This window comes from Pseudomonas atacamensis, assembly GCF_017167965.1.
Taxonomy (GTDB): Bacteria; Pseudomonadota; Gammaproteobacteria; order Pseudomonadales; family Pseudomonadaceae; genus Aquipseudomonas; species Aquipseudomonas atacamensis.
In genome coordinates this window covers 3794668-3815027 of the sequence record NZ_CP070503.1, presented here as the reverse complement: position 1 = coordinate 3815027, position 20360 = coordinate 3794668, and the positions used below count along the sequence as shown (strand labels likewise).

Sequence of the window (20360 nt, the reverse complement as noted above, 5' to 3'; positions counted from 1 at the left end):
GGAGGTCCGCGAGGCGTTACTGGGAATTCGTACAGCCGGCTTCGGTTCAGTAGTTCGCCATGCGAGTTTGCTAACGAACGGGAAATCCTTTTGTCGGGTTTCGTTTTTTTTCATCGGGTTTCAACGGTTTTCGTGTTGGAACGTGTTGGTGTGTGTTGACGGGGGTGTCAACTGAACCTATAGTTCGCTCGTCTGAGCAGCGGCCACTACCTTTACCGGCCGTTGTGCGACATACAAAGGGTCCCTTATGGGGCCCTTAATACTTTCTAGGGACTGATAATGAATCGCTTAGGCATTTTTGTTGACGCTGGATACCTTTTTGCTCAAGGCTCTATGGCTATCACCGGAAATGTCGTTAGGCGCCAGGATCTGTCTCTGAACGAACAATCCGTCATCACTCAGCTCATTCAAGCGGCTGAAGAGTTATCGGGTGGTACCCCTCTCCTTCGAATTTACTGGTACGACGCAATCGGTCATCGTGGCCCGACGCTGGATCAGCGAACGTTAGCTAGAAGCAATAACGTGAAAGTCAGAATGGGAACGCTCAACGGGAACGGTGAGCAAAAGGGTGTCGATTCGATGATTGTGACCGATATGATCGAGCTCGCAAGAAATCATGCAATAGCTGATGCTGTTCTCGTTTCTGGTGATGAGGATGTGCGAGTTGGCGTTCAGTTCGCTCAAGCCTATGGCGTTAGGGTGCACCTAATCGGCATATCGAATGCACAAGGGAAGGCAAACCAATCTACTAGTTTGATTCAAGAGGCTGATACTCATATTGAGTGGTCGCCTGCTGTCATCAATGCGTTTTTGAGTGTTCGCCAAACAGTTGTTGAGCCGGAGGCCGTTGAAATCCCGCCAGCAGGTGATAATTTACCTCCTGCTGCTGACGTAGATCTCAGTCCTGAGGAAGTCGCTGCTCGTATGGAGCAGACAGTGTCAGCGGTAGTCAATGCTTTAGTCTTGAATGACTTGACCGCGCTGAAAGAACTACTCAAAAGCAGCAACAGCGTTCCTCGAGAATTTGACGGAAAACTTCTGGGAAAAAGCCGTGACGCTATCGGCAGAGATCTCACTCAGGCTGAGAAAGGCTTGGCCCGTAGTCGCTTTAGAGAGCTCGTCATACAGAAGTGAAGATCGTTGTATTTTTGAGAGCCCGGTCCAACGCTGGGCTTTTTCATTCCTCCCGCGCCAGTGATATCGTGCATCCTTTCCCACAGGAGTGACCTGCATGAAACCGATCGTAGGAGCGCTGGCGATAGCGCTGTTGGCGGGGTGTGCGACTTCGCCGACGCCTTCCAATGAAGCCAAGCAGGCGCCGGCCAGTCAGTTGTCGGCCTACCAGGCCAAGCCATCAGGGGCATATGGGACATTGCAAGTGATCCGCGATTCTGGGCAGACCGGAAGCCTCTGTTCAATGGCCGTTTTTATCGATGGCAAACAAGCTGCCAAGCTCGACCCGGGTCAGAAGGCATCTTTCTATCTGTCGCCTGATTCGGTTTCAGTGGGCGCCGCTTACACCGGCTCTGGCATCTGCTCCATGGGTGCAGCCCGAGTGGAGCGGGAAGCGATCGTGAAAGACGGCGCGATCAAGAAATACCGAGTTTTCACCGGGGGCGATGGGCAGATCGACATACTACCCACGACTCTCTGAACAGACCGCCTCCGGGCGGTTTTTTATTGTCTGGAGAATGGCATGTGCTCAGCAATCACCTACACGCCAATGACGAAAGTCATGTTGTCCGGCTCGCTTGCGAAGAAGTTTTTTCGAAGCAAGCCATTCCTTCTCGATGGCGGATCGGCCGTGGAGGTGTTCCGTGCGCTCAATGCGACCATTGATGGGTTTGCCGAGGAAATTAAACGACTGGAGCGCCTTGGACTGAAGTTTGCGATCTTCCGCAATCGCGCAAACATCGGAATGGACGGATTCGATCTCGGCGGTACACGGGAAATCCGCATTGTTCCAGTGATTGGTGGCAGCAAGCGTGCCGGCGGGTTACAGACCATTATCGGCACAGTGATGATCGCCGCAGCCTATGTGCTGTCATTCACTCCGTTTGCAGCCGCATCGCCGTTTTTGTATGCGGCCGGCGCGTCTATGGCGATCGGCGGCGTGATTCAAATGCTCAGCCCCCAAGCGTCTGGCTTGAAGCAGAGCGCCTCTCCCGAAAATTCCCCGTCCTACGCCTTCGGCAGCGCCAAGAACACCACGGCCAGCGGCAACCCGGTGCCGATCTGCATCGGCGAACGCCGGTGGGGCGGGATGATCATCTCGGCCTCAATCCTGGCTGAAGACAAAGCTTAACGGCCTGGGACCGGCCGGTGATACAGTCGCCATTTTTTGGAGGGAAGACGATGCAAAGGATAATCGCGGCAGTTAGTTGTGCTGTTGCTCTGGGCGGCTGTACCACATCACTCCAGGATATGCGGGCAGAGGGGCCTGAGAAGACCTTCACAACCCAGAAGCCGGAGCAGCAGGTCGCAGAATGCATCCTTTATGCCTGGCAAAACCAGTCGCTGGCGGGGGTCCACTACGCGGTGAGCCTTCAGCCTCGCCCAGGCGGTGGGAAGTCTGTGGTTAACGCCGGAAACAGAGAGATGGCGGACGTTATCGGCGAAAAAGGGCAAACCGTAGTTCGGTTCTACACTAGCGGCAGCATGGGATGGATAATCGATCGCCGCGTCGCGAGCGCCAAGACCTGTCTTTAGAGTTTCTCCATCTGCCAGCAGTTTCATAAGCTCCACCGCACAGATCACCACCTAACCCGCTTCGGCGGGTTTTTTTATGCCTGGAGGAAAGCATGGGCGCAGCAGCACAGATCGATATCCACGGCGAGAAGGGCGGCAGCAGCAAGCCGAAGTCGCCGACCGAAGCCAGCGACAGCCTGCGCTCGACCAACCTGGCAAAACTGCTGATCGCCGTGGGTGAGGGCGAGTTCGACAGCGTCCCGACCGATTACGACATCTACCTGGACAACACGCCGATCCGCGATGCCAGCGGCAACTACAACTTCCCGAACGTGAAGTGGGACTGGCGCCCGGGCTCGGTGGATCAGACCTACATCCCGGGCATTCCGTCCGTCGAGAACGAGACGTCGCTGAACATTGAGTTGCGCAGCGATTCGCCGTGGGTGCGCTCGATCACCAACACCCAGCTTTCCGCAGTGCGCATGCGCTTGGCCTGGCCGGCGCTGCAACGCTCCGATGACCAGGGCAATGTCGGCGGCTACCGGATCGAATACGCGATCGACGTGGCCACCGATGGCGGCGCCTATCAGCAGGTGCTGGTGGACGCCGTCGACGGCAAAACCACCACGCGCTATGAGCGATCGCGCCGCATCGATCTGCCTGACGCCACTACGGGCTGGCAGATCCGGGTACGCCGTCTGACCCCGAACCAGAACAGCAACAAAGTTGCCGACATCATGCGGATTGCCGGTTACACCGAAGTCATCGACGCCAAACTGCGCTACCCGAACACCGCGCTGCTCTACATAGAATTCGACGCCGAGCAGTTCACCAACATCCCGGCCGTCACCGTGAAGTGCAAGGCCCGCCGCTGGATGGTGCCGAGCAACTACGACCCGATCCTGCGTACCTACACCGGGACTTGGGACGGCTCAATGAAATCGGCCTGGACCAATAATCCGGCGTGGATCACCTATGGCATTTGCACCGAAGACCGCTTCGGCTTGGGCAAGCGCATCAAGCCGTTCATGGTCGACAAGTGGGAGCTGTATCGGATCGCCCAGTATTGCGACCAGTTGGTGCCGAACGGGCTCGGCGGTCAGGAGCCGCGCTTCCTCTGCGACATGAATCTGCAGGGCGAGGCCGATGCCTGGTCGTTGCTGCGCGATATCTCAGCGATCTATCGGGGCATGACGTACTGGGCGCAGGGCCAGCTTGTGATGCAGGCGGACATGCCGCGCGCGCAGGACTTCGACTATGTGTTCACACGGTCGAACGTGATCGACGGAAAGTTCTCCTACGGCAGTGCCTCGGCGAAGACCCGTTACACCCGGGCGCTGGTCAGCTACGACAACCCGGCGAACAACTACGACACTGACGTCATTCCGTTCGCTGACCTGGATCTGCAACGCCGTTACGGCGATCGACCGACTGAGCTGAGCGCCATTGGCTGCACCCGCGCGTCCGAGGCCCAGCGCCGTGGCAAGTGGGCGATCCTCAGCAACAATCAAGACCGCACCGTCTCGTTCAAGACGGGTATGGAAGGCGTTATCCCACTGCCCGGGCACATCATCCCAGTGGCAGATTCGCTGCTGGCTGGTCGTGAGGTTGGCGGCCGTATCTCGGCGGTGGCGGGGCGGGTTATCACGCTCGATCGCGATACCCAGGCCAAGGCCGGCGATCGGTTGATCATCAACCTGCCGGGTGGCCGCGCCGAAGGCCGCACAGTGCAGAGCGTCAACGGCCGCACCGTGACCGTGACGGTCGCCTACAGCGAGCCTCCGGTAGCACAGTTGCAATGGGCGCTCGACGCCGATGACCTGGCGATACCGTTGTACCGCGTGCTGCGCACCAAGCGCACTACCGAGGGCGACTACGAAATCAGTGCGCTCCAGTTCGAGCCGAGCAAGTTCGCTTTCATCGACACCGGCGCACGCCTGGAAGAACGCCCTATCAGCGTGATCCCGATCACCGTGGTTCCGGCGCCGGCGAGCGTGTCGCTGTCGTCGACGTCATCGGTTGTGCAGGGGCTGGCCGTGGCTACCATGACGATCACCTGGCCGGCCGTGGACGGCGCGGTTGGCTATGACGTCGAATGGCGCAAGGACAGCGGCAACTGGATCAAGCTGCAGCGCACCGGTATGACCAACGTTGACGTGGTCGGAATCTACGCCGGCGCATATGTGGCCCGGGTGCGTGCGGTGAGCGCGTTCGACATCACATCGCAATGGCGCAACTCGACCCTGACCAACCTCAGCGGGAAGCAGGGGCTGCCGCCCGCACTGGCTTATCTGAAAACGATCAGCAAGGTTTATGGCATTGGACTCGAATGGGGATTCCCACCTGGTGCAGAAGATACCCAGCGAACTGAAATTTGGAACAACGAGGTCAACGACCTGACCACGGCCGTCAAGCTGGCCGATTTCGCCTATCCCCAATCGAACCACGAAATGCAAAATGTCGTGCCAGGCACGAGTCTGTTTTTCTGGGGGCGCTTGGTGGACCGCATTGGCAACATCGGTCCTTGGTTTCCCGCGGTGAATGGAATCAATGGGCAGGTGAGCATCGACCAGTCCGAGTACGAAAAATACTTCTTAGGCAGGATTCAAGAGTCTGCCCTAGGTGAAAAGCTACTTGCGGAAATCGGAAAGATTTCCGGTGATGGCGAGGGCTCAGTCAATGAGCGGCTTGAGCAGGCCAAGCAGGAGCTGGAAGACCTCATTGGCGAAATCACCGACGCAATGGTGTATGACCCGACTAGGCCGTACAGCAAAGGTGAGATGGTCCGGCTTGATGGGCGATTGTTCTCGGCGGTGAAGGCGGTGCCGGTCGGCACTGCTCCTCCGAATGCCGAGTTCTGGTACGACATGGGGACGATTGCCGAAACCACCAACGCGATGGCGCTGCAAATCCAGCAGCACTCCACGCAGATTGAAACCATCGATGGCAAGGTCACCGCGCAGGCGTCAACGATGCAGGCCCTGCAAGCGGCGTGGCGAGAGGATGACGGCACCGGCGCAATGAGTGAGGCGCTGAAGGCGTATCAGAACACGGCCAGCATCGTGACGAACGAGAAGGTAATAGCGCGGGAAAAGTATGCATCAGCTACGCGCTTTACCTCTCTTGACGCTGCGGTGGGGAAGAACGCCGCGAATCTTTCAACGCTGGAGTCTGCGGTAGCGACGGACAAGGAGGCGACGGCGCAGCGAATCGAGACCATCTCAGCCACCGCCAACAACGCCACCGCAAAAGCAGAAACCGCGAGCACCGCTGTTTCCGGCTTGAACGGCAAAGTGTCTGCGCTCACCACCATCAAAACATCCACTACCGTCGGTAACAGGACGGTGATGGCCGGACTCGCCATCGGCGTGGAAGGTGAGCAGCAAGAGTCGCAGATCCTTGCGTTCGCTCAACGGTTCGCGATCCTCGATGAGGTGAGCGGCCAGATGATTGCGCCGTTTGTTGTGCAGGGCGGCCAGGTATTCATGAACACCGCGATCATCAGCCAAGCCTTCATCAAGGAACTGGTCCTTGGCATGACCCTGCGATCGGCGGCTCTTAACTCGCAAGGGTTGCCGCTGCTGGAGATCAATATACCGGCGGGTACTTTCACGCTTCGTGGCCAGTCCAGTACCGGTTATACGTTGCTGAACAACAACGGCATCTACGTCTACGACCTGAACTACATCGAGCGCGCAGCGCTCGGGAAGATGACGTAATGGAGTATTACGGTGCGAGAACGAAAGACGCGATGGGGCGGGTGACACTGGAGTCGTCAACTATGACGGTCCGGTCGATTGTAACCAGACAAGTCACCGTGCCGCCCATCACCAGCGACTTCACCAGCTTCATCAGCATGCCTGAAATCACCGCGCAGTCGTTTGTGTGCGTGACCCTTGCCAGCCAAGCGAATGAGTTTGCCGCGTTACCCGCTGTTTTCTGGTCGGCAGGACAGCTCCGAGTTCGGCGTGGGCAAGGGCTCGTGCTCAACGTGTTTATTCTGACTTACCAATAGGAGGTGGCATGGACTACGGGTTCAGGTCGCGTAACGGCCAGAATTTCTTCCAGATTGACAGTGAAAATAGGGCGCTGAACGTGGCTGCTTCCGGCAGCTACATCATCGGGAAGCCGCCGACGGCGCCGACAACAATCACACAAGCAGTCATCACTTACCCTTCGCCGATAACCACCGCTGAAGCACCTCATGTTTTCCTCAACCCTTACAACCACGGCATGTATCACACGCTGATGCAGACGGGCGGGCCGGGCAACTGGACTGGGTTCTATTTCAAATTACATTTAATGGCGCCTTTTAACAGTACCGACTGTAGCGGTCGATGGCTGGTTGCTACGTTCCGTTCAACGTCACCACCCAATGAATACGATCTGCGTTTGCGTAATGCTGCGAATGAACAGATTTTTGTGGGTGCGGACAATCTTCTTGTGATGACAGGCTTCCCGATCAATGAAGGCTGGACGCTTGACAACCGCGGAGGCGAAGTGTCCGGGATCTACTGGAGCGGATACCAAATGCCCTGGACTGGCTCCTATGATGATTACTTCCTGGCTTCTACATTGCTTGGAGGAAAAATCTACAACGGCAACACAACGCTTGAGACGCCTTGCGGTTTTCACCCAGGAGTTCGCACGACGCTCAATGGCTACGTCGGGGCAATGGTGAGTTCGGAGGGCGGCACTGCCAAAAACGGCAGAACCACTTTTGCTGCACGACCCATGCGCCCGTTATGAAAATCCGAGCCCGCCCAGTGCGGGCTTTTTATTGACCAGAATTAGGATGCTTCCATGCCTTGGCTTAGAGGTGGGACTGTTGCCGTCACCAATGGATCAACGACCGTTGTTGGCACTAATGCAGATTTTGCTGCGAATGCAAAAAACGGTGACGCGTTTGTCGGCCCTGACGGGGCGAACTATGAGATTGGCAACGTTGCCAGCGCGACTGTCATCTCGATCATACCGGCTTATAAAGGGCCAACAGCCAGTGGCGTGGCGTATGCGATCATGCCCGTTCAAGGGTACCCGAAAGCACTTGCTGACGCTTTCAACGATATTAATCGGCAATGGGGTACAACTCTTTCCGCCCTCGGCACCACCGGCAACTACGACGTTTTGCCAGTCGACAAGGGGGGTACGGGGTCGGTAACACTGGATTCAGATGTTGTTCCAGAAGGCGCAACGAACAAATACTTTACCGGGGCCAGAGTGCTGCAATCGGTGCTGACCGGCTTGAGCACCGCCACCTCTACAGTAATTGCTGCGACTGACAATGTTCTGGCGGCCATGGGAAAGCTCCAGGCGCAGATCGCCGGGCGCGCCTTGAAGGGAGCCAACAGCGACATCACATCGTTGACCGGTTTAACCACTGCGCTATCCGTCGCACAGGGCGGGACTGGTGGGAATACCATGCCGCTTGCTCGCGCAGGTATTGGCGCTGCGGCATCCGGCAGCAATAACGACATAACCGGCCTTCTGGCCACGGCCTTCGTCCGAACCAGCGGCACCACCAACGTCGGTGCGGGTCAGGGTCTCTATCAGCTCTGGAACACCGGGGGAGGTGGGCTGTCCGGGTCTGGTGACTGGGTATGTAACCAAGGCGCCGGCTCTGGTGGTTTTAGTTGGCGGTCGGTGAACTCCAATAACACCGCAACCGGGCCGACGATGACCTACACCTATGCCGGCAACTTGAACGTGCCCGGCACGGTTAGTCAAGGATCTGACCGGCGCCTGAAGATAAACGACGTTGAAATTCTGGATGGCCTTGATCGAATTATGCATATCCGCCCGGTTGAATTCGATCGTCGTGACTTCCTGGATTCCACGGAGTATCCACACCACGAAGTCGGGGTGATCGCCCAAGAGCTGTATGAGGTGACGCCATTGTTGGTTACTCCGGCAAAGCCGGATATTGATCAGGACATCTGGCGGGTCAATTACACAGGCCTGATTCCGTACCTGGTATCGGCCATCAAAACCCTGAAGGCCGAAATCGACGAACTGAAGGCGAACGCTCAATAGATGCAATTCAATTGCACAGGTTCCTCCGCTGCGCCTTTGCACCAACGGCAGAGAAAAGGTGAGGCTTGCACTGAAGGCGATCTAGACCCTGAAAGGTTGATTCACCATTGGATTGATGGGGTTGTTCAGGTAAGTTGTCGCGCAAATCAGATCCTTGGAAGATTTACGCCTGATGAATGTTGGCCAGCCGGAAGGCAGCTTTGCCGTGTCAAAGATATCTCACGCACCGATCCATCCTAAATATCGTGCCGACATTGATGGTCTGCGGGCCATTGCTGTCTTGGCCGTTGTTGGGTTTCATGCCTTCCCTTCTTTTATTCGAGGCGGTTTTGTTGGCGTCGATGTTTTCTTTGTCATTTCAGGCTTTCTGATTTCCAGCATTATTTTCGGCAGTCTCGATCGAGCGTCTTTCAGTTTTGCCGAATTTTATGGCCGTCGAATTAGGCGGATATTTCCTGCACTGATCACTGTGCTGCTTGTCACGTTGCTGGCAGGTTGGTTTCTGCTGTTTGTCGATGAGTATTCACAGCTCGGCAAACACGCCGCCGCTGGTGCTGGCTTCGTTTCTAACCTGGTTCTTTGGGGGGAGAGCGGCTATTTCGACAACTCTGCCGAAACCAAACCACTGTTGCATCTGTGGTCTTTAGGAATAGAGGAACAGTTCTACATCGTGTGGCCGATCCTGCTTTGGGTTTTTCACAAGGCACGGCTGAATTTCCTGTGGATACTGGTCGGGGTGGCTTGCGCCTCGTTCCTGTTGAACATCATCGGGGTTGAGAAAGACCAGGTGGCGACTTTTTATTCACCGCAGACCCGATTCTGGGAACTGTTGGCCGGCTCTGCTTTGGCCTACCTCTCGATGTATCGTACTTCCGTAAACGAGACTGTAAATGGCCCGCTCCTCAGGAACTTGAAGGCGCTGTTGGGTGTTTCGCTAGTGGGTGCTGCGTTATTTTTGGCGAATAAGGACAAGGCTTTTCCGGGTTGGTGGGCAGTGCTGCCGGTACTCGGGTCGGCTTTTCTGATCTCGGCCGGACCATATGCATGGATCAACCGTGTTGTGCTTTCTAATCGAGTTATGGTCTGGGTCGGCCTGATCAGCTTCCCTTTGTACCTCTGGCACTGGCCGTTGCTGTCATTTGCCAGGATTGTTCAGGGTGGGGAGCCGCCTCTCGCTATGCGCGTGGCGCTGGTCCTGGCGTCCATTGTTCTGGCGTGGGCCACCTACGCTCTGATCGAACGACGGGTCAGACATATGCGGTCGCTTGCCCCGGCGCTCGTCGCCGCAATGATCGTCCTGGGCGTTACTGGTTACATTATCTTCGCCAGCGGCGGGGCGCCAGAGCGCGCAATTGCCGTGAAGTCGGCCGATCTGCAGCCCGCCAACCACGTAGCCGGCTACCGAGCGTGTACAGGCACTGGGCTGTCCGACTTGGATATGTGCCAGGAGCCAATAGGAGTGAATCCGAACATTGCTCTTGTGGGCGATAGCCATGCTGACGACAAGTTTCCCGGCATCGTGGCCAGTGACAAGCTCCGGTCATGGATATTGCTCGCCAACAACAGCTGCCCGCCAGTGCTTGGGGTATCGGTTATCGGCAGTCAGCCGGATTGCAGCCGCCGTATGGGTGCAATTTTCGACTGGCTGCAGCAGCAGGAGGGCGTTCGCGTCGTTGTGCTTTCGTTCTTCGGTGGATATTTCCTGCCAACGAAATACGCAGCGGACCACGTCAAGAGCGGTCTGGGGCCGGGTTTCGTGAAAATCAGCATGCCCGGCGGCGAAGGCATGTCCTATGCCGATATGTTCAAGACCGGCCTGGGCAATGCAATTACGCGACTGGAGTCCGCGGGTAAGCGGGTAGTCGTGAATATTGACGCCCCTGAACTCCCATGGTTTCCGCGCGACTGCCTGAGAAATCCATTGCTGAATTGCACGCAGGCACGATCCGAAGTTCTCACCCGACAAGGCGAGCTTCGGAAGATGCTTGGGGCTCTGCAGGCTGAACACCCGAAACTCGAAGTGTACGACCCGCTTGGGGTCTTCTGCGTGAATGACGCTTGCAGCATCAGCAGGAGCGGGGTTTTGCTTTATCGAGACTCCCATCACCTTTCCGAAAGAGGCTCGCGAATCTACGCTGATGACCTCCTTCGAATACTGAAATAGTTCTAACCGCACCCTGAGCCGGCCTTTGCGCCGGCTTTTTTTTGCCTGGAGAAAAGTGATGCCAGTAACTGAGAAAGACCGAGACATCCTTGCGCGCACGCTGTGGGGTGAGGCTCGCGGCGAGGGAACGGGCGGCCAGATCGCCGTCGCCTGGACGATCCGCAACCGCGTGTTTGATGGTAAGGAAAAGTCTTGGTGGGGCGAGGGGTATGCCGGTGTGTGCCAGAAACCCTACCAATTCAGTTGCTGGAACAAGACTGACCCGAACTATCAGTTCCTGATCGGAGTGAAGCAGATCCCGTTCCGCGAACTGGCGCAGTGCCGTATCGCTGCTGACAAGGTGATCGACGGCGCGGTACCGGATCCGACCGGCGGCGCCACGCACTACTACGCCACCAGCATCAGGGCGCCGGCCTGGGCAGCGAAGGCGAAGCAGACGCTTAAGTTGGGCGGTCACGTGTTCTTCAGGGATGTGCCGTGATGGTCGCACCTTGGAAAGCGGTGGGCGCGCTTGCGCTTGTGCTCGCCGGCTTCGGCAGCGCCTGGCAGTTTCAGGACTGGCGCTACGGGAAGCAGTTGGCGGAGCAGGCGAGGCTGAGCGCGGAAAACCTCAATCAACTGACCATCGCTGCGGCTACCTCCCAACAGGCCGAGCAGGATAAGCGCCTGGCGCTCGAGCAGAAGCTTTCAGCTAGCGAGAAAACCCACTTTGAGAAAATGACCGATGCCCAACGTGACCAAGATCGCCTGCGCGATCGCCTTGCCACTTCTGATCTGCGGCTGTCAGTCCTCCTCGACGCAACCGACGTTGCCAAAGGCTGCGACGTGCCTGCCACCGCCGGCGCCCGCAGCGTGGATCATGCAGCCGTACGCGCCCGACTTGACCCGGCGCATGCTCAACGAATTATCGCCATCACCGACACCGGCGACCGTGGATTGATCGCGTTGCAAGCGTGCCAAGCCTATGTTCAGGAATTATCTCGCTGATGAGGGAAGGGGTCTTTGAACGGACTGTCTCCGCTGAGGATCCGAATCTGGGTTCGCAGCTCGGCTATGTGCTTATCCTTCGCCATCAGCTCCCAGTTGCTTTTGGTCTCGATATCGGTAGCTCGCCGGCCTGCATCCAATGCTTCTGACTTCGCAATGCTCAATTGAGAGCGGAGCGTTTCGCACTCGGCCGACGCGGCAGCGTGCATCTTAACCAGCTTGAATATCCGCTCCCTGGACTGTTGCAGTTGAAGGTTCAGTTCCTCGAACTCATTTTCGTAGAGGGCCAACTGGTGCCGGCAGGTTTCGATCGGCGTCGCGCAGCCGAGCCAGTCGTCTGTATTTTCGATATCGGAGGGGGCCACGGGAAATGCCTTGCTGATTACTGTTTGGATATACAGTAATCGAGGTGCGGGGAGTGGGCGATGGTGAAGCGACGAACTGTAGGGTTTTGGATTGGTGTTCTGTCGGCAGGACGCCGGGGGAGGGCGTGCGCAAAACCTCCTCTGGAGGCCGCGTGTTTCCGTTTGCATACGCACAAAAAATCGGATGTTTTGCTGAGCGATAAACTGGCTGTTATGCTTTTAAAACAGTAACTTAGCTCGCTAACGTCCCCAGCATGGGGTGCTAGGGGTCGAGTGTTCGAATCACTCCGTCCCGACCATATTTTTCAATGACTTAGGCCAATGTTCACAGCATTGGCCTTTTTCATGTGTTTGAGATGCGCGGGGCTGCTCGATCACGCCTGTGACTCGCACTACCAAGTGTTTGGGTTGGTCAGAATGTCCGCTCGTCGAGCAAATAGCACTCTCTGTGCGCCGATCTCCTCTCACTTATTAAGCGCAGCCCCTGCGCCACTGACGGGAGAGAATGATGATCGACGACAACAATGGCCCTGAAGCGCCATATCCGGGACCAAGTGAGCAAAACCCTGACACTGGCGAGGGCCATGATTCCGGCCTGGAGCAAGCTGACTCTGAGCCAAAGCAGGGTACCGACGAACGACCAGAGGACTGGAATCCGCCACCCGGCAATCCTGGTTCAGATCAAGATGCCCAGACGGGCCGAAATAACGGCGGCGCAAAATAGGCGCATCGAATTATTTCGTGTACGAGACCCGGCCATCGCGCCGGGTTTTTTATTGCCACCGAATCCTCTCCCAACGTAGCCGAAATTTATGTGGGGACGGTTATCTGGGTTTTAAGGGCGAAGCCGAGCGGCGCCGGCACCTGAATGATCGATCCAGGCGCCGGCAACAAGCGTGTTTACTCGACTATGCAGATCCAACGGTGGTTGTATCGGTAAGGCGCGCGAGTGAAATGAACATCTGAAACCATCTTCATGCCGCGCTCTTGAAGCGCTTCGGTCAGTTGTACGAGTGTCTCTGCCTGGATAGTCATTGCTGTCACCTCGTCAGATTTACTGCGTTCATAATTCTTGACCGAGAGATCAGGCGGCTAATTCATTTTTTCTACAGTAGTCATTAGCGCCGCATAAGCAGGAACACAGCGTTACTTCGCGCCAACTACCTCACCCCATTCAAGCCCGAACCGCCCCAGATACTTCCTCAAGCGATCGGCATCATTGGGTTGCGCCTTGGCCTGCCGGGAAACCCCGAATAACTGTCGGCCGGCATCCGACAGGCTGTCCGCCTGCTGGCACACCTCAATGACAGCCTTCAATTGCAAGCGATCGAACAAGTCCATGCTCTCACCATCTCCTGGCAACTCAGTCGATAGCGCAGAGGGATGCGCCAAGCCCCACGCATATCGCAATCGTTCGATCTCATCATCGACCTGCGCTTCATCGATGCGCCCGCTGTCGGCCAAAGTCGCCATCCGCGTAATCGATGCGGACAGCTCGCGAAAGTTGCCCAGCCAGGCTGCTGCAGGTGAGCTGGCGAAGGCCAGGTAGCGTCGGCGTGCTTCGAGATTGAAGCGCACCCGTTCACCCTGTTCTCGAGCATGGCGTTCCAGTTCGAAGTCGATGTTCGGCTCGATGTCTTCGCGGCGCCCGGCGAGGCCGGGCAGGTCGAACGTCCATAGATTGATCCGAGCGTACAGGTCCTCGCGAAACGCGCCTTCGGCGACCCGGCTGCGCAGGTCGCGGTGGGTGCCAGCAATGATCAAAAAAACACTCTCGACTTCCTTGTCCGAGCCCAGCGGGAAGAAGCGTTTCTCTTCGATTGCTTTTAACAGCATCGCTTGTTCGTCTGCGCCGAGCTCACCGATTTCATCGAGAAACAACATGCCACCATCGGCGGCGCGCAGCAGGCCATCGCGAGCGTTCTGCGCGCCGGTGAAGGCGCCTTTGACGTGGCCGAACAAGGCCGACATCGCGCCGTCGCCACGCAAAGTGGCGCAGTTGACTTCGACAAAGCGTCCCTGCATCTGATGGCGATTGCGTTTGAGTTCGTAGATGCGCCGCGCCAGGAAGGATTTGCCGGCGCCGGTCGGGCCAATCAGCAGCATGGGGGCTTTGGAGCGCAGCGCAACGCGCTCGATCTGCTCAATGGAGCGGTTGAAGGCCGGGTTGCGCGTGGCGATGCCGGACTTGAGAAATTCCAGGCCTTCGAGACGTTTGCTGGCGAAGCGTGAAGCAATCCGATCATAGCGCGACAGATCGAGATCGATCAGCGCATGAGTGCCGCAGGCGGGTTCGTTATCGTTCTTGCGCTTGGCGGGGGAGGTCTGGATCAGCCGGGCCGGCAGGTAACGCGCCTCGGTGAGCAGGAACCAGCAGATCTGTGCGACGTGGGTGCCGGTGGTGATGTGGACGAGGTAATCCTCGTGCTCGGTGTCAAAATTGTACGCAGTGGTGAAGTCGTGCAGGGCGCCGTACACCTCCTCGAAATCCCAAGGGTTGCGCAGCGACATTGGATGCAGGCGCACTTCGGTGCTCGGAGAAATCTGCTGGATGTCCGCTCGGACGCGCTCGGCGAGGCTGACGTCGCGCGCGTCGAGGCCGTGAATCAATTCAAGCCGATGGATAGGGAGGTCTGTTTGTTGGCACAGACCTACGCTTGGTCGCCAATAATTCCACCGGCTGGCACCTTTGCCGACACGATCGAGGGTGGCTCCGATAAATCCGATGGCGACCGTGCGTTTGTTGGGCATGCTTATCTCATAAGATAAATGACGATATGCAATGATAATTTTGCTGGTCTGAATTGTCTTCCATAGATTATCGAGACACGTCGCATCAAAGATAAAAGCTATTGAAATCAAAAGCATAGCAGAAACAACCATAGCCGCATCCAAAGCTGGCACAGCGTCTGCAATGCTGACGGAAACGAACATGGACACCAAGATATGAAAGACCGAACCTACCAGCTTCTCGAAGTCGCCAACGGCAAGCCCATCAAACTCTGGACCGAAGGTGTCCCGGTTGAAAACGAAGCCCGCGCACAGTTGATGAATACGGCAAAAATGCCGTTCATCTTCAAGCATCTGGCGGTGATGCCCGATGTGCACTTGGGCAAGGGCTCGACAATTGGCAGCGTGATTCCAACGGTCGGCGCGATCATTCCCGCAGCGGTGGGCGTCGACATCGGTTGCGGCATGATCGCTGCGCGTACGTCGCTGACGGCCGCAGATCTGCCAGACAACCTGCATGGATTGCGTACTGCAATCGAAAAAGCGGTGCCGCACGGCCGCAGTTCGAATCGTTCGCGGCGAGACAAAGGCGCCTGGGACGAGGTTCCGCAGCAAGCCGATCAGGCCTGGGCGGGGTTGCAGCCGCGCTTCAAATTGATCACCGACAAGTATCCGAAACTGGCCAATACCAACAACCGGGCGCACTTGGGGACGCTCGGCAGTGGCAATCACTTCGTCGAAGTGTGCCTGGATGAAGCCAACCGGGTGTGGTTCATGTTGCACAGTGGTTCGCGTGGCGTCGGCAACGCTATCGGCAACCTGTTCATCCAGATGGCCCAAGCCGATATGCGCCAGCACATTGCCAACCTGCCGGACCGTGACCTGGCCTATTTCGAAGAGGGCAGTCAGCATTTTGATGATTACGTGGAGGCGGTTGGCTGGGCGCAGGACTTCGCCAGACAGAACCGTGAACTGATGATGCGCGCAGTGATTCAGGCCACGCGGCAGATCATCCACAAGCCTTTCGAGGTCGCGCTCGAAGCGGTCAATTGCCATCACAACTACGTGCAGAAGGAACGGCATTACGGTGAAGACGTGCTGATTACCCGCAAAGGCGCCGTGTCAGCGAAGAAGGGCGAGCTGGGGATTATTCCAGGCTCGATGGGCGCCAAGAGCTTCATCGTTCGCGGTCTGGGCAATGAAGAGTCATTCAGTTCCTGCAGCCATGGCGCTGGGCGCACCATGAGCCGCACGAAGGCCAAGAATACCTTCACCGTCGCCGATCAGATTCGCGCCACGGCCCACGTGGAATGCCGCAAGGACGAAGCGGTGATTGACGAAATTCCGATGGCCTACAAGGACATCGACAAAGTCATGCACGCCCAGCGTGAGCTGGTGGAAGTGCTGCACACCCTGCGTCAGGTGGTGTGCGTCAAAGGATAAGGAACTGCGGCGCTGGCGAGAGCACGTCATCGTTCAATACGCCGGTTCATCACGGCTGAGCTGAAGCGCGAATGACGAACTTTGGTCAAAACTCAGGAAGACCCACGACGGCTAAACGGTACCTCAGGAACACCGTCAGGCTGTACGCGTAAGGAATTGCAATGAAAAAGGATGTAATTGAACTGGACGGCGCCATTGGTGGTGGCCAGGTGTTGCGCAGTGCGCTGAGCCTGTCGATGGTGACAGGCCGGGCGTTTCGCATTAAACAGATCCGCGCCAGACGCAGTCGTCCGGGATTGCTGCGTCAGCATCTGACAGCCGTGATGGCGGCGGCCGAGGTTTGTGGTGCAGAGATATCTGGTGCGCATCTGGGGTCGCAAGCCCTGAGCTTCGAACCGGGCGAGATTCGCGGAGGCAACTTTCAGTTCGCTATTGGCACGGCGGGCAGTTGCACGCTGGTGCTACAGACGCTGTTGCCAGCCTTGTTGCAGGCGCCGCAGGCCAGCCGAGTGACGATCTCCGGTGGCACCCACAATCCGCTGGCACCGCCGACGGATTTCCTCTCGCGCAGTTGGCTACCGCTGCTGCGGCGCATGGGCGGCAATGTCGAGCTGGAGTTGCTGCGTCATGGTTTCGTACCGGCTGGCGGTGGCGAGATTGCCGTGACGGTGCAGCCGTCGCGCCTGACGCGACTGGATGTGTGTGAGCGCGGCGAGGCGATTTCACGGCAGGCTCTGGCGCTGACTGCCGGACTTGCGCCTACCGTCGCTCAGCGAGAACTGAGCCAAGTGGCCAAGCGGTTGAACTGGCTTGCGGAGGCGCTGCAAGCGGTGACGCTTGATCCGGCGCGCGGCCCGGGCAATGTGTTATTGCTGGAGTACGTTTTCGAACACGTCACTGAAGTGTTCAGCGCATTTGGCCAAGTGTCGTTACGCGCTGAGAAAGTAGCGGATGCCGCGATCAATCAGGCTGCTGACTGGCTGCGTAGTGGTGCTGCGGTGGCTGAGCATCTGGCCGATCAGTTGCTGTTACCGATGACGCTGGCCGGCGGTGGATCGTTCACTACGCCGCGCATGACTGATCATTTGCGCAGCAACATTGAAGTCATCCAGCTGTTTTTGCCGGTCCGTATCGATTGCCAGGAGGAGGGCAGTGATCGCTTGCGGATAGCAGTTTCACAAACTCATTAGTAGCGACCTGCGATCCCGAAGGCGGTCGCAAAACTTCACTGAGAGCGCCACTAGCCCTCAGCCATTAGCACATCCGACCTAATTGCCCCTGTTCCGGCTCGACCTTAAAGTCCTGTCGCTTGGCAGCTGACTGTCAAATATTTCCGGTACAAAATCAAAAAGGTCGATCTGCAATGAACTCATCAAGGACTATTCCGGTTCTCGCTTTATTCGCAACACTGGTCCTCGCGGTCACTGGATGCCAGACCGTAAAGCCGGGGGAGAGTGATCTCAAGAATCGCGCACAGACCACTATCGGCAAACCCGTGATCAAGGTTTCCAACATCCGCAGCGACTTCAATACAACGTTCTATACCGCTCAAACCGAAAGCGGTGAATATACGTGCGAGCTGCCGAGCGGCCCGATGGTAGCTCTGGGTTCCATGGGCATGGGACTGGGCGCTCAGTGCACCAAGCAATGAAGAACCAGTCTCTTCGCCGCTAAAAAAAGAAAGGCCAATGTCGATGACATTGGCCTTTTTCTTTAACGAATACTCGGCGCAGATCAGTTGGTTTTCGAGTTCAACTTGCGCAGTTCTTCATAGGTTGCCGATTGCACGAACCAGAAGCCGGAGACGATGCACCAGCCCAGGGTGCCGCCTACGAACATACCGAGACCCGAGAGAAAGCTCTGGCTCATCATGAAGAGGGAAACGATCAGGATGACCGCCAATGCGATGTAAAGAACGATGTTGTTGACGCCGATGACGAAATCTTTCATTTGCATTCCTTGGATGTATTTTCCTCTGGCCGCCCTCTATGGCGGCCAGTGCGCGCATCATATTGATATCACCCGGTGTTGCGCTAGTTTCGCTGTCGGATTTTCGTTACTAAAAGCGAATCCACTCTTACTGAGCGGGTTTTTTATCCAGGTCTTCGGAATCGCTCGACGTCGCCGCATCCTTCTCTGTCTCATGCGGCTCTGATCCCGCGTTGGCGCCTGAGGACTCTTCGCCTTTCTTGTTCGCCTTCTCGTCATGGTCGCGAGAGCTTTCTGCATGATTGACGCCGGGCAGGGCCGTAGCAGGGGTGGCGGCGCCCGCCGTAGATTCGGCTGCCGAAACATGAATCGGGCCGATCAGGCACAGGCTGAAAAACGACAGGGCGAAAATTTTCTTGTTCATCACGTGGGCCTTCTGCGCGGTGGGATGTACAGCGTTGGATAGGCCTGTCTGGCGAAGGTGCGCGGTACTGGACGAGCGGCGAATTTCACCCTGATGAAAAAAATCCCGACAGCAGGCAAATTGCTGGCCCCCAGAGACATTTCGCCCCGGCAAAATCGCCTTTTTTCAAAAGGTTAGGTTGGCTATATGCGGACGATTGTCATCACCGTTGCGATGCTTTCCCTGGCTTTGATCGCCTCGGGAGTGCAGGCAAAAGAGTTAAGCAAGGGCCATCGCTTTGCCTGCACTTGGGGCTCGGATATCGCTGCCGGGGCGCAGCGATCGAAATTGTCTGGAGTTTCACTGTATGGCGCGCGCAAGCAATTGCAGGTTCGCCGGTTCCAGCAGCCATGGATGCGCATGACCGCGATGGGGATTACCGAGCAGACCTACAACAGCAGTTCCAAGCTCAAACCGGCAGCGGTCAAGCAGACCTATTATGAGCAATGCGTACGCCATGAGTTGGCTCGGCGCTGATGCCTTTTTATCCAGCACTGGTAACACAGCTTAGGAATCGCCAGAACCCTTGGCGACTGCCGGCCCGGCCACCCGCGGCAACGGCTTGCTCTGCATCAACGCATCCAGAGCCTTGCGATACCCCTGACCGCCAAGCGCCATGCTGTTGTTATGCGTTGCTCCGGGCACCAGCAGCAGGCGCTTGGGCTGCTCAGCGGCATTGAACAGCTGCTCGCTGAAGCGCGGCGGCACGAAGGCATCAGCCAGGCCATGCACCACCAAAAGCGGCATATGAATATCGGCAATCTTGTCGATGGAGTCGAATTTTTGCGAGAGCAACCAGCGCACCGGGAGCGAGGTGTTGGCCACGGCGGCGGCTACGTCGGCGAGGGAAGTGAAGGTCGATTCAATGACCAGACCGCGTACCGGCAGAGGTGTGTGGCTGCGCGCCGCGTTCTGTCCCAGTTCGGCCGCCAGATCAATCGCCACCGCGCCACCGAGAGAGTGGCCGTAGATCAGGCGCTTGTTCGGGTCCGGTTGCAGCAACTGGAAGCGCTCCCACGCCACGCGGGCATCTTCATAAACGCTGCTTTCGGATGGTAGATCACCCTTGCTTTGGCCGAACCCTCGATAATCGATGGCCAGCACCGAATAGCCCGCCGCGCGTAGTTGCTCTATGCGGAACAACTGTCCGGTGAGGTTCCAGCGCACGCCATGCAAGTAAAGGATTGCCGGGGCATTGGCACGTTCCGCCGGCCACCACCAGGCATGGATGTTCTGCCCGGCCTTGAAACTCTTCGGATGCAGATCGAGTTCCTGAACGCTGCCGGGCAGTCCGCGATACCAGCCGGCAGTGCCCGGCTCAATGCGAAAAAGCAGTTTGCGCTCGGTGTGTTCCAGCACCGCACAACTCGTCGGCACGCCAATGATCAGCGCGGCCATCATGGCGAATGCCAGGCGGCGGCGTCGCAGACGAGTCAGCAAGGACAGGAACATTAATCGTTTCACCACGGCGCAGACAAAGAACGCTTTTTACCAGATGCCTCGGTCTGCGCGTGATTATTTTCGACCACCGTGCATGTGCAACGATTACAAGATGCTG

General features: G+C 57.3%; 21 protein-coding genes. 15 read left to right on the top strand and 6 right to left on the bottom strand.

Features of this window, described 5'->3' with window-relative positions; genetic code table 11:
- Positions 1-279 precede the first annotated feature (279 nt).
- From JWU58_RS17250 to JWU58_RS17240, 3 genes are all read left to right on the top strand, one after another.
- Positions 280-1134: an NYN domain-containing protein gene (locus JWU58_RS17250; protein ID WP_206420621.1), complete on the top strand. Its 855-nt coding sequence runs from the start codon at positions 280-282 to the stop codon at positions 1132-1134.
- Positions 1135-1231: 97 nt separating this feature from the next.
- Positions 1232-1654, top strand: a complete 423-nt coding sequence (locus JWU58_RS17245; protein WP_206420620.1) for a hypothetical protein — start codon at positions 1232-1234, stop codon at positions 1652-1654.
- 42 nt (positions 1655-1696) lie between these two features.
- Positions 1697-2305, top strand: a complete 609-nt coding sequence (locus JWU58_RS17240; RefSeq protein WP_150729337.1) for a tail assembly protein — start codon at positions 1697-1699, stop codon at positions 2303-2305.
- A gap of 107 nt (positions 2306-2412) precedes the next feature.
- On the opposite strand, the gene JWU58_RS17235 is transcribed toward JWU58_RS17240, so the two are convergent.
- Complete coding sequence (locus tag JWU58_RS17235) at positions 2413-2736, bottom strand: hypothetical protein (protein WP_206420619.1); 324 nt, start codon at positions 2734-2736, stop codon at positions 2413-2415.
- Positions 2737-2801: 65 nt separating this feature from the next.
- Between JWU58_RS17235 and JWU58_RS17230 the strand changes: the two genes are divergently transcribed.
- The 7 genes from JWU58_RS17230 (at position 2802) to JWU58_RS17200 (ending at position 11872) form a co-directional block, all read left to right on the top strand.
- A complete protein-coding gene (locus JWU58_RS17230; RefSeq protein WP_206420618.1) occupies positions 2802-6407 on the top strand; it encodes a TipJ family phage tail tip protein in 3606 nt (1201 codons plus the stop codon).
- Positions 6407-6703 carry a hypothetical protein gene (locus tag JWU58_RS17225; protein ID WP_206420617.1) on the top strand — a complete coding sequence of 99 codons (297 nt, stop codon included), beginning with the start codon at positions 6407-6409 and terminating at the stop codon, positions 6701-6703. Before JWU58_RS17230 ends, JWU58_RS17225 begins: the two co-directional genes overlap by 1 nt.
- A gap of 8 nt (positions 6704-6711) precedes the next feature.
- The gene (locus tag JWU58_RS17220; protein WP_206420616.1) at positions 6712-7437 is read left to right on the top strand and encodes a hypothetical protein; all 726 of its coding nucleotides are present in this window, start codon (positions 6712-6714) and stop codon (positions 7435-7437) included.
- Between the two features lie 54 nt (positions 7438-7491).
- Positions 7492-8721, top strand: a complete 1230-nt coding sequence (locus tag JWU58_RS17215) for a tail fiber domain-containing protein (protein WP_206420615.1) — start codon at positions 7492-7494, stop codon at positions 8719-8721.
- Between the two features lie 172 nt (positions 8722-8893).
- Positions 8894-10885, top strand: a complete 1992-nt coding sequence (locus JWU58_RS17210; protein WP_206420614.1) for an acyltransferase family protein — start codon at positions 8894-8896, stop codon at positions 10883-10885.
- A 58-nt stretch (positions 10886-10943) separates the two neighbouring features.
- A complete protein-coding gene (locus JWU58_RS17205) occupies positions 10944-11366 on the top strand; it encodes a cell wall hydrolase (protein WP_206420613.1) in 423 nt (140 codons plus the stop codon).
- The gene (locus JWU58_RS17200) at positions 11366-11872 is read left to right on the top strand and encodes a lysis system spanin subunit (protein WP_206420612.1); all 507 of its coding nucleotides are present in this window, start codon (positions 11366-11368) and stop codon (positions 11870-11872) included. Before JWU58_RS17205 ends, JWU58_RS17200 begins: the two co-directional genes overlap by 1 nt.
- Here the strand turns inward: JWU58_RS17200 and JWU58_RS17195 are convergent.
- On the bottom strand, positions 11854-12237 hold the full coding sequence (locus tag JWU58_RS17195; RefSeq protein ID WP_206420611.1) for a hypothetical protein: 384 nt from the start codon (positions 12235-12237) through the stop codon (positions 11854-11856). The genes JWU58_RS17200 and JWU58_RS17195 overlap by 19 nt on opposite strands.
- Before the next feature lie 508 nt (positions 12238-12745).
- On the opposite strand from JWU58_RS17195, the gene JWU58_RS17190 reads away from it, so the two are divergent.
- Positions 12746-12961, top strand: a complete 216-nt coding sequence (locus JWU58_RS17190; RefSeq protein ID WP_110598898.1) for a hypothetical protein — start codon at positions 12746-12748, stop codon at positions 12959-12961.
- 422 nt (positions 12962-13383) lie between these two features.
- On the opposite strand, the gene rtcR is transcribed toward JWU58_RS17190, so the two are convergent.
- Positions 13384-14988, bottom strand: a complete 1605-nt coding sequence (rtcR, locus tag JWU58_RS17185; RefSeq protein ID WP_206422205.1) for an RNA repair transcriptional activator RtcR — start codon at positions 14986-14988, stop codon at positions 13384-13386.
- A 195-nt stretch (positions 14989-15183) separates the two neighbouring features.
- On the opposite strand from rtcR, the gene JWU58_RS17180 reads away from it, so the two are divergent.
- From JWU58_RS17180 to JWU58_RS17170, 3 genes are all read left to right on the top strand, one after another.
- Positions 15184-16410, top strand: a complete 1227-nt coding sequence (locus JWU58_RS17180) for an RtcB family protein (RefSeq protein ID WP_123443196.1) — start codon at positions 15184-15186, stop codon at positions 16408-16410.
- A 161-nt stretch (positions 16411-16571) separates the two neighbouring features.
- On the top strand, positions 16572-17600 hold the full coding sequence (gene rtcA / locus JWU58_RS17175; RefSeq protein WP_206420610.1) for an RNA 3'-terminal phosphate cyclase: 1029 nt from the start codon (positions 16572-16574) through the stop codon (positions 17598-17600).
- Positions 17601-17773: 173 nt separating this feature from the next.
- Positions 17774-18061 (top strand): hypothetical protein, encoded by a 288-nt coding sequence (locus tag JWU58_RS17170; protein WP_071171742.1) that lies wholly within the window; start codon positions 17774-17776, stop codon positions 18059-18061.
- An 83-nt stretch (positions 18062-18144) separates the two neighbouring features.
- On the opposite strand, the gene JWU58_RS17165 is transcribed toward JWU58_RS17170, so the two are convergent.
- A complete protein-coding gene (locus tag JWU58_RS17165) occupies positions 18145-18360 on the bottom strand; it encodes a hypothetical protein (protein WP_016774063.1) in 216 nt (71 codons plus the stop codon).
- 127 nt (positions 18361-18487) lie between these two features.
- The gene (locus JWU58_RS17160; protein WP_206420609.1) at positions 18488-18763 is read right to left on the bottom strand and encodes a hypothetical protein; all 276 of its coding nucleotides are present in this window, start codon (positions 18761-18763) and stop codon (positions 18488-18490) included.
- 186 nt (positions 18764-18949) lie between these two features.
- Here JWU58_RS17160 and JWU58_RS17155 point away from each other — a divergent pair, with 186 nt between their 5' ends.
- Positions 18950-19279 carry a hypothetical protein gene (locus tag JWU58_RS17155; protein WP_024012417.1) on the top strand — a complete coding sequence of 110 codons (330 nt, stop codon included), beginning with the start codon at positions 18950-18952 and terminating at the stop codon, positions 19277-19279.
- 30 nt (positions 19280-19309) lie between these two features.
- Here JWU58_RS17155 and JWU58_RS17150 read toward each other — a convergent pair whose 3' ends face one another.
- Positions 19310-20254, bottom strand: coding sequence for an alpha/beta hydrolase (locus JWU58_RS17150; RefSeq protein ID WP_123443199.1), 945 nt, complete (start codon positions 20252-20254; stop codon positions 19310-19312).
- Positions 20255-20360: the final 106 nt, after the last annotated feature.

What these genes read in the sequence shown, in the direction of transcription:
- JWU58_RS17205 (WP_206420613.1), top strand. Translation starts at nt 10,944, where the DNA reads ATGCCAGTAACTGAGAAAGACCGAGACATCCTTGCGCGCACGCTGTGG.
- JWU58_RS17155 (WP_024012417.1), top strand. Translation starts at nt 18,950, where the DNA reads ATGCGGACGATTGTCATCACCGTTGCGATGCTTTCCCTGGCTTTGATC.
- JWU58_RS17200 (WP_206420612.1), top strand. Translation starts at nt 11,366, where the DNA reads ATGGTCGCACCTTGGAAAGCGGTGGGCGCGCTTGCGCTTGTGCTCGCC.
- JWU58_RS17170 (WP_071171742.1), top strand. Translation starts at nt 17,774, where the DNA reads ATGAACTCATCAAGGACTATTCCGGTTCTCGCTTTATTCGCAACACTG.
- JWU58_RS17225 (WP_206420617.1), top strand. Translation starts at nt 6,407, where the DNA reads ATGGAGTATTACGGTGCGAGAACGAAAGACGCGATGGGGCGGGTGACA.
- JWU58_RS17240 (WP_150729337.1), top strand. Translation starts at nt 1,697, where the DNA reads ATGTGCTCAGCAATCACCTACACGCCAATGACGAAAGTCATGTTGTCC.
- JWU58_RS17215 (WP_206420615.1), top strand. Translation starts at nt 7,492, where the DNA reads ATGCCTTGGCTTAGAGGTGGGACTGTTGCCGTCACCAATGGATCAACG.
- JWU58_RS17160 (WP_206420609.1), bottom strand. Translation starts at nt 18,763, where the DNA reads ATGAACAAGAAAATTTTCGCCCTGTCGTTTTTCAGCCTGTGCCTGATC.
- JWU58_RS17235 (WP_206420619.1), bottom strand. Translation starts at nt 2,736, where the DNA reads ATGAAACTGCTGGCAGATGGAGAAACTCTAAAGACAGGTCTTGGCGCT.
- JWU58_RS17245 (WP_206420620.1), top strand. Translation starts at nt 1,232, where the DNA reads ATGAAACCGATCGTAGGAGCGCTGGCGATAGCGCTGTTGGCGGGGTGT.
- JWU58_RS17180 (WP_123443196.1), top strand. Translation starts at nt 15,184, where the DNA reads ATGAAAGACCGAACCTACCAGCTTCTCGAAGTCGCCAACGGCAAGCCC.
- JWU58_RS17230 (WP_206420618.1), top strand. Translation starts at nt 2,802, where the DNA reads ATGGGCGCAGCAGCACAGATCGATATCCACGGCGAGAAGGGCGGCAGC.
- JWU58_RS17220 (WP_206420616.1), top strand. Translation starts at nt 6,712, where the DNA reads ATGGACTACGGGTTCAGGTCGCGTAACGGCCAGAATTTCTTCCAGATT.
- JWU58_RS17190 (WP_110598898.1), top strand. Translation starts at nt 12,746, where the DNA reads ATGATCGACGACAACAATGGCCCTGAAGCGCCATATCCGGGACCAAGT.
- JWU58_RS17150 (WP_123443199.1), bottom strand. Translation starts at nt 20,254, where the DNA reads ATGTTCCTGTCCTTGCTGACTCGTCTGCGACGCCGCCGCCTGGCATTC.
- rtcA (WP_206420610.1), top strand. Translation starts at nt 16,572, where the DNA reads ATGAAAAAGGATGTAATTGAACTGGACGGCGCCATTGGTGGTGGCCAG.
- JWU58_RS17250 (WP_206420621.1), top strand. Translation starts at nt 280, where the DNA reads ATGAATCGCTTAGGCATTTTTGTTGACGCTGGATACCTTTTTGCTCAA.
- JWU58_RS17165 (WP_016774063.1), bottom strand. Translation starts at nt 18,360, where the DNA reads ATGAAAGATTTCGTCATCGGCGTCAACAACATCGTTCTTTACATCGCA.
- rtcR (WP_206422205.1), bottom strand. Translation starts at nt 14,988, where the DNA reads ATGCCCAACAAACGCACGGTCGCCATCGGATTTATCGGAGCCACCCTC.
- JWU58_RS17210 (WP_206420614.1), top strand. Translation starts at nt 8,894, where the DNA reads ATGAATGTTGGCCAGCCGGAAGGCAGCTTTGCCGTGTCAAAGATATCT.